The 264-nt window shown below is 49.2% G+C and carries 1 protein-coding gene; it reads left to right on the top strand.

The window, feature by feature from the left end:
* The coding region (locus tag FN960_RS24270; RefSeq protein ID WP_143850828.1) for a CNNM domain-containing protein at positions 1 to 264 on the top strand (264 nt) is incomplete at both ends.

Genomic DNA, 264 nt, shown 5'->3' with positions numbered 1-264 from the left:
GATCTCACTTGCCGCCTCACGCAAAATCAAACTTAAACTGCTGGCTGATGAAGGCAATATAAATGCCCAACGCGTTCTGAATATGCAGGAAAATCCCGGCATGTTCTTTACCGTGGTCCAAATCGGTCTGAACGCAGTGGCGATTCTCGGCGGTATCGTCGGTGATGCGGCATTTTCTCCAGCTTTTCACAGCCTGTTCTCCCGCTATATGTCGGCAGAGCTCTCTGAGCAACTGAGCTTTATTCTCTCTTTCTCGTTAGTGAC

It is taken from the genome of Alkalicoccobacillus porphyridii (assembly GCF_007293315.1).
Classification (GTDB): domain Bacteria; phylum Bacillota; class Bacilli; order Bacillales; family Bacillaceae_D; genus Alkalicoccobacillus; species Alkalicoccobacillus porphyridii.
This window is presented reverse-complemented; position numbering and strand designations above follow the sequence as displayed.